The sequence below is a fragment of the Candidatus Hydrogenedentota bacterium genome (assembly GCA_012523015.1).
Lineage (GTDB): Bacteria > Hydrogenedentota > Hydrogenedentia > Hydrogenedentales > CAITNO01 > JAAYBJ01.
In genome coordinates, this window is record JAAYJI010000062.1 from 1 (window position 1) to 7,618 (window position 7,618).

Consider the following 7,618-nt stretch of genomic DNA (forward strand, 5'->3'; position numbering starts at 1 on the left):
GTTTCAATACACGCACCCGCGCGGGGTGCGACCGCCTATCATTTTGACCCCTGATAGCATTGGGTAAAAGTGCTGTAAATCGCGAACCTCCTCCAAAAGTTCGTCGAGAGCGCTTGTTCGTTTTTTGTCAACACGCTAAGTAATTCTTATATATAAGGTTAAGCTCAGCGCGAACCTCCCAGGGTTTTCATGTGTGCTTGGGGTTCGCGCTAGAACTCACAATCTTTATCCGTATTCATATTAAACTGGATATTATGCCGGACAAGGCATTGTCTTCTTGGATTGTATTCTTGCACATTATCAATGGGAAATGCAATTTTATAATCGTCTCAAATCAAGGCGAGACAGCATTTCTTTAGGGGCGGTATTTTAGAATGGGTGACACCCGAGGGCGCGATAAATCTCGCCCCTACAGGTGTTGGGTCAAGGCGTGGTTTCGGGGTGTTGCGGCGACGCGGGTATAGGGCAAGAAGCAGGGATTGCACCGCCGCCTGCACCGCCACCGACAGGGCGGGTCATGGACACGCGCCACAGATATCATGGACGATCAAAGCTTTAGGGGAACTTTGCGAAATGAAATTTCGCGTCCTATTGGGTTCCCCACTGGAAAGTTGGGAACCAGCAGGGATGTTGGGAACCAGCGGGGATGTTTATGTAATATTTTGTTTTCCATGTAATTATGTGTATCATAAAGCTATGTGTTCGTAATCGAATGTGGAAGTGAAAGGTCTTCGAACTAATCTTCGAGGAATATTAGGTGTTCTATCAAAAGGGAGTATTGTCATGACACAAAACTATCAGCCGAAAATGACACAACGGGCCTACACCCTGAAACTTCGCGGCAAGGATCCGGTAGATACTGCCTGGCGTGACGCCGTATGGCGCACCCATGAAGCGGTCAACAAGGGCGCTCAGGTCTTTGGCAATTGGCTGCTCACGCTGCGCGGCGGTCTGGATCACCGCTTGGCGGAGGACACGGCCGATCGTAAACTTGAGGAAACAGAACGCAAAAACAGGCGTATCATGCTGGCGCTGTCTTGGCTTTCTGTGGAATCTGAACGGGGCGCGCCGAAAAAATATCGGGTTGCATCAGGCACTGACCTTGCCAAGACACGCAGCGATATGGTGCTGAAAGCTTTTGTCGAAATCCTGCGAAAGAAAGGGCTTGATGATCCTGAAATTGAGCAGTGGAAAAGAGACTGTGCGTCCTCTTTAGAGGCAGCGATTCGCGAAGATGCCGTTTGGGTCAACCGCAGCCAAGCCTATGCCGAATTAGCTTTTCCCGTTTCCGACAAGGACATCTGGGATTTGTTGGAACGCTTCTTTGGCACTCCGGAGGCTTATCTCAAAGCTATGAAAAGCCCGGACGAGGAGGGGGAAGACGGTGTCGCTTCCGGCACGACAGAAGAAAAGGCAAAGGATCTTGTGCAAAAGGCGGGACAGTGGCTTAGCAGCCGTTTTGGGACAGGCGCAGGGGCCGACTTTGCACGCATGGCGAAGGTCTACGACGCCATGGCTGCCTGGGGCACCGCTGCCAAGGAGGGACATTCCGGGACAGAAACTATTGCCGATCTTGCCCAATGGCTTTCCGAATTTAAGCCGGAATCGGATGATGTGACCGGCGTATTAAATTTAATCAGTGGACCCGGATATAAAAGTGCTACTCGGAATTGTGTTCATGAGCTTGGCGGCGCAGCCACGGTGGATCGGAGTCTTATAGAAAAGTTTTGCGATTTAGCGACGAAGGACGCGGAGAACTCTCGAGCGAAAACCGGTTCTAAGGGTCCCTTATCCTATGCCAATGCTATTTTAGAAAACGTTGAAGGGGTAGCAGGTTTTACCTATCGCTCTGCCAAAGATGGCACTCCGGTTTCTGTAAGAGATTATTCTTCTTTTCCTGAAGATTACAAATGGGGGACTGCGCGCCATAGCGAGTTCGCCGTAATTCTTGACCATGCCGCCCGCCGCGTTTCCTTAGCCCATACGTGGATAAAAATAGCCGAGGGTGAGCGTCGCAGTTTTGAAGAGAATGCCGCCAAAATTTCAAGTGTTCCCGAAAATATAAAACAATGGCTCGATTCTTTTTGTGAGGAGCGCTCTAAATATTCCGGAGCATTGGATGCTTATCGTATAGGCAGGCGTGCCTTGGGCGGATGGAAGGAAGTGGTCGCTGCTTGGAGTAAGCCTGAGTGCCAAGGCTGTGAAGATCGAATTGATGTCGCCCGTACCTTACAGTCCGATCCTGAGATCAAGAAATTCGGGGATATACAGCTTTTTGAAGCCTTGGCTCAAGAGGACGCCTTGTGTGTTTGGCATAAAAACGGAGATGTAGAGAAAGCTTCCGATCCCCAGCCACTCCTTGACTACGCGGCGGCGTCAGACGCAGAATTCAAGAAGCGCCGATTCAAGGTGCCTGCTTATCGACATCCCGACGCTTTGTTGCACCCCGTATTTTGCGATTTCGGAAATTCCCGGTGGGAAATTCGATACAACGTACATAAACCGAAAGGGAAAGCCTCTCAAACTTTGCCCCAAGATCAGGTACGCGGACTGTCTATGAATCTCCTGACGGGGACACATATAAAAGCTCTTGAACTCAAGTGGCAATCGAAACGACTGGCGCAGGATCTTGCGATCGACCAACCTGACGGTGAAGGCGAAGTCGTTCAGCTTTCCCGTGCCGACCGATTGGGCCGCTCTGTTGGTGGTGCAGGCAAAGACAATAAGATCCAAATTATAGATCTTTTCGGTCAAAAGGATTGGAACGGCCGCTTGCAGGCGCCGCGGCGTCAGTTAAATGCGATGGCTGCAGTAAGAGACAATCCCAAGCTTTCCGATGAAGAGCGGCGCTTGCGCTTGGAAAAGATGCAAGAGCAGCTGCAGTGGTTGATCACCTTTTCTGCAAAACTTCAGCCCCAAGGGCCTTGGCATGATTATAGGAAAAAACTTCAGCTTAAAGGGCAGCCTGATCGCTTTCCTTTTGCAGAAGAAAACAAAGGGCGCAAAGGTACCCAGGCAAAATTGATCCTTTCGCGGCTGCCCGGTCTGCGCGTGCTTTCTGTGGATCTTGGCCATCGCTATGCCGCTGCCTGTGCCGTGTGGGAAACTCTGAGTAGCGAGGCAATGACAAAAGCCTGTGCTGCCGCAGGACATAAACCCCCTGCACAGACCGATTTATACCTGCATCTGAAAGAACCGTCAGCGCTGCAGAAAAAGGGATTGAAGACTGCAAGAGACCGTACCGTCGTCTATCGGCGCATTGCGGCGGACTTGTTGCCTGATGGTAAGGTTCATCCCGCGCCCTGGGCGCGTTTGGATCGCCAGTTCCTGATCAAACTCCAAGGCGAAGAGGAAGGCGTGCGCAAGGCGTCCCATGAAGAAATAGGCATGGTTAATTGGATTGAATATACCCTTGGCCGCACGTCGCCGCTCATCGATAAACTCGTCGCTTCCGGATGGGGCAGCACCAACAAACAAAAGATGGAATTGGATGCGTGGAAAAAGCAGGGCCGCTGGATTCCTTCCGAACAAGATACAACACAGCTTTCGGAAGAGGAGCGTATTACAAAACCCTCTTTATCGGTCGATGATTTGATGGCGGACACGGTGCGTACAATGACCTTGGCGCTCCGCCGCCACAGCGACAGGGCACGTATTGCCCATTATCTGATCACCCATGAGAAGACCAGACCCGGCGGTCAAAAACTACCCTTGGATGATAAGGGGCGTGTTGATATCATAGTGGACGCCCTGGTCCTTTGGAATAATTTGTGTACCATGCGTTGGTGGAAAGATGAGAAGGCAAAGACCTTGTGGTCGAATTCTATCCTTCCCTTGGCACCGGATGCTTTGAAAAAGATCGATGAAGAGGCAGATTTAAAACGCTCCCGAAATCAAGATAAAAAGCGCAGGGAAGCATTGAAGCCTACTGCCGAATATCTCTTTTCCAATCCGGCGCTTGCAGAAGAAATTGCGGCGCACTGGAAAAAACGATGGGGAGAAGACGACGAACTCTGGAAAAAGCTGTTGCGCTCCTTTGGCGATTGGATTTTAGGAAAACATAAAGGAGGCAACCACCCAGCCTTACACAAGATGGGCGGCTTGTCTGTTAAGCGTATTGCGACCCTTACCGAATTTCGAAGAAAGGTGCAAGTGGGCTTTTACACCCGTCTGCGCCCCGATGGAACCAAGAGAGAAACAAAAGAACAATTCGGACAAAAGTCGTTGAATGCTCTTGAGCAACTGCGGGAACAGCGGGTGAAGCAGCTGGCGAGCCGTATTGCTGAAGCCGCATTGGGCGTGGGACGCATACGCCGTGCAGGCTTGATCTTAGATCCCAAGCGGCCGCAGACACGGGTCGATGCAACCTGTCATGCCGTTGTGATCGAAGACCTTACCAACTACCGGCCCGAGCAAACGCGGACACGGCGAGAAAATCGAGGCGTTATGGCATGGGCATCTTCGAAAGTCAAAAAATACCTCGAGGAAGCCTGTATCCTCCATGGTCTGCATCTTCGTGAAATATATCCCGCGTATACGTCCCGTCAAGATTCACGTACCGGCGCGCCGGGCATGCGCTGTCAGGATGTGCCGCTGAAAGACTTTATAGGCTCTGCCTATTGGAAAAATGAACGTCTTGGCGCCGGGAAGAAAAAAGACAGCCCCCGTCAACAGTATCTGATGGATCTTTACAAAAAGTGGGAACTTAAACAGGATGCAGCAGCTGCAGATAAGGTCACCCTTCGGGTGCCCATGAATGGGGCGGAACTCTTTGTTGCCGCTGATCCCGCGTCCCCTGCCGCCACAGGGCTGCAAGCAGATTTGAACGCTGCCGCCAACATTGGCTTGCGCGCACTCTTGGATCCGGACTGGCCCGGCAGATGGTGGTATGTGCCGTGCAGCGCCAAAGACGACAAGCCTGATTCCAAAAAAGTAGGCGGCAGCGAGGTCTTCAAAGGGGATCTCGTATTGCCTAAACAGGGCGATGACGATCTTGACGCAACAAAAGGAACTGCTAAAAAACCTGCCGCGGCAAAAGACATTGTGAATCTGTGGCGCGATGCTTCTGCCTTGCCCGTGGCAGCGGAAGAAGCCGGCCTGTGGCGCAGTTACCAAGACTATTATAAGGACGTGGAAAAACGGGTTGTCCGTATTTTGCAAGAACAGATGGATGCAACGTGGAAAGCTTTTGTAGATGAGGAGGATATTCCTTACTAAATAGAAAGGGGGATATATGGGTGAGAGTTTTTGGCCCGCAAGAAATGTGGCGGAGTATATCTACTGCCCAAGACTGTTTTATTACATGCAAGTGGAGGGCATTCAACTCCCCAGCCAAGATACGGAGAAGGGCTTGGCCGTTCACCGCCGTGTTGATCAGCCAAGTACCGGCCCAGCGGCGGGCGCTGCGGAAGAAGAAGATCCGGGGCGGCCCGCCGTTTTACGCAGCCTCGTCCTGTCGAGCCGCCACTTACAATTGACGGCAACCTTGGATTTGACCGAAATCGATGGGAAATATGCCGTACCCATTGAGTACCGGAAGGGGCGTCCTAAACGCTTCTTTGCAAAGCCGCCGCAGACGGAGGAGGAGGAAGACGATTTCAACCGAGCCGCCCAGGCGCCGCAGCCCTGGCCCATTGATCGTGTCCAAGTGGGGCTTCAGGCGCTGCTCCTCGAAGAGGCAGGCTATACGGTGGTCAAAGCGGTGCTCTATTACAGCAGCGAAAAATTAAAGCTCACCATTCCGGTCGATGATGCCTTGAAAGCAGAAGCTTTAGAAGCCCTTCAACAGGCAAAAGACTGCGCGGCGGGGGAGCGGCCTCTGCCCCTTGTCAATGATCCCCGCTGTCCCCGCTGTTCCTTGCAGCCCCTGTGCCTGCCCGACGAAATCAATTACCAGCGAACGCCCAAGCCCGGCGATGAATTGACACCACGCAAAATATGGCCGCCCCGCGATGATGGAATTCATGTGGTGGCGCAGCAGGAAGGCGTGAAGATCGGCATACGGGGCATGGAACTGCGCGTGACCGACAGAACAGGAGCCGTAGTCCGTACCATTCCTCTTGCCAACATTGAAAGTCTGTCCTTGCTCGGTCCCGTGCAGCTGACCACGCAGGCCCTTCACGCATTGGCGAACATGAACATACCCATTGCCTATTTGTCGGCTGCAGGACGATTGCTCGCCATCATTGATCCCCTCGATTCGGTCAGTGCCGCCATACGCCGCGCCCAAGTACGCCAATTTGATTGTGCCGAAAAGTGCCTCGAATTGACGCGTGCCCTCATTACCGCCAAGATTGCCAACCAGCGAACCCTCTTGCTGCGCAATCACAAAGGCTTGCCTGAAAATGTTGCCGATGAACTCGCCAAAGAAGCGAAGAGCGCAGCAGCCGCAGCATCGATTGAATCCATACGGGGACATGAAGGTCAGGCAGCCGCCCTCTATTTTAAACACTTTTCAGGAATGTTTAAAGGAAAGGTCGCCGAAGAATTTGATAACAACGGCAGACAGCGGCGGCCGCCGCCCGACCCCATCAATGCCTGCTTGTCCTTCGCCTATACCATGTTGACCCATGAATGCACGGCGGCACTGCGCACCGCACGATTAGAACCCGCTATTGGAGGATTTCATGTATCAAAACCCGGAAGACCTGCCTTTGCACTGGATCTCATGGAACCCTTTCGACCCCTCATAGCCGATTCTATTGCCGTCACCTGCTTCAACAAAGGGGAACTTACCGAAGGTCATTTTATGAGGACAGTATCGGGATGCGCCTTCACCGACGCAGGACGAAGAAGCTTCTTCAATGCGTTGGGTCGGCGAATGGATACGGAGATTACCCATCCCCTCTTTGAATATCGCCTGAGTTATAGGCGCATGATTATTTTACACGCACGCATGATTGCCGCATGGCTCGCCGAAGAAATACCCTCATTAGCCTTTCTCACTACACGATAAATAAGGGGGCACCATATGCGCAGATGTTATCTCGTAGGATACGACATTAGAGATCCCAAAAGACTCAGAAGAGTACACCGAATACTCAGAGGCTATGGAGAAGCGTGGCAATATTCCATATTCTTTTGTGTCCTCAAAGATATTGACCGGGTACGACTGCAAACAGATCTCGAGGGAGAAATGAATTTGAAAGAAGATCAGACCCTATTCATTGACCTCGGACCAAACGAGAAAGAGGCACGCAAAAATGTCACAGTCATCGGACAGGCATTGCCCCAATACGAATCGGGTTTCGTTGTGATTTGACTTTACGAAATAGCTATGATATACTAATAGCGCTTCTAAAGGAGGCGAAAATTCTATAAGTACGTGTCTTCTTGTTCAATCAAAATGTGTACTATAGCGTCGATTAGTTTTGTTTCAAGCGTTTTAGAAGGGGCAAAAACCATCGCGAGTATCGCGGTGGTGAAGGGGATCCCCGGGGATGCTCGCAAGCACTGTCATCATTGAACAAAAAGGATATTCGAATCTAATGATCGGAGTCGGATCAGAAGACAAATACAACCACGCTCGAAAAGCAGCAACGAAATACCTGAAAATAAAGGTGAATTCCCCACGGCGGTGACTCCGCTTGAAACGATCCTCATCGACGGACACCACACA

Annotated in this window: 3 protein-coding genes; all 3 read left to right on the forward strand. The window is 51.5% G+C overall.

Features of this window, described 5'->3' with window-relative positions; translation table 11 throughout:
• The first annotated feature begins 783 nt into the window (after positions 1-783).
• From cas12b to cas2, 3 genes are read left to right on the forward strand one after another with little or no spacing between them, the layout of a single operon-like run.
• Entirely contained in the window at positions 784-5,217 is a 4,434-nt protein-coding gene (gene cas12b, locus GX117_02650; protein ID NLO32245.1) for a type V CRISPR-associated protein Cas12b, read from the forward strand.
• A 16-nt stretch (positions 5,218-5,233) separates the two neighbouring features.
• Positions 5,234-6,955, forward strand: a complete 1,722-nt coding sequence (cas1, locus tag GX117_02655; GenBank protein ID NLO32246.1) for a CRISPR-associated endonuclease Cas1 — start codon at positions 5,234-5,236, stop codon at positions 6,953-6,955.
• A 15-nt stretch (positions 6,956-6,970) separates the two neighbouring features.
• On the forward strand, positions 6,971-7,261 hold the full coding sequence (gene cas2 / locus GX117_02660) for a CRISPR-associated endonuclease Cas2 (GenBank protein ID NLO32247.1): 291 nt from the start codon (positions 6,971-6,973) through the stop codon (positions 7,259-7,261).
• Positions 7,262-7,618 lie beyond the last annotated feature (357 nt).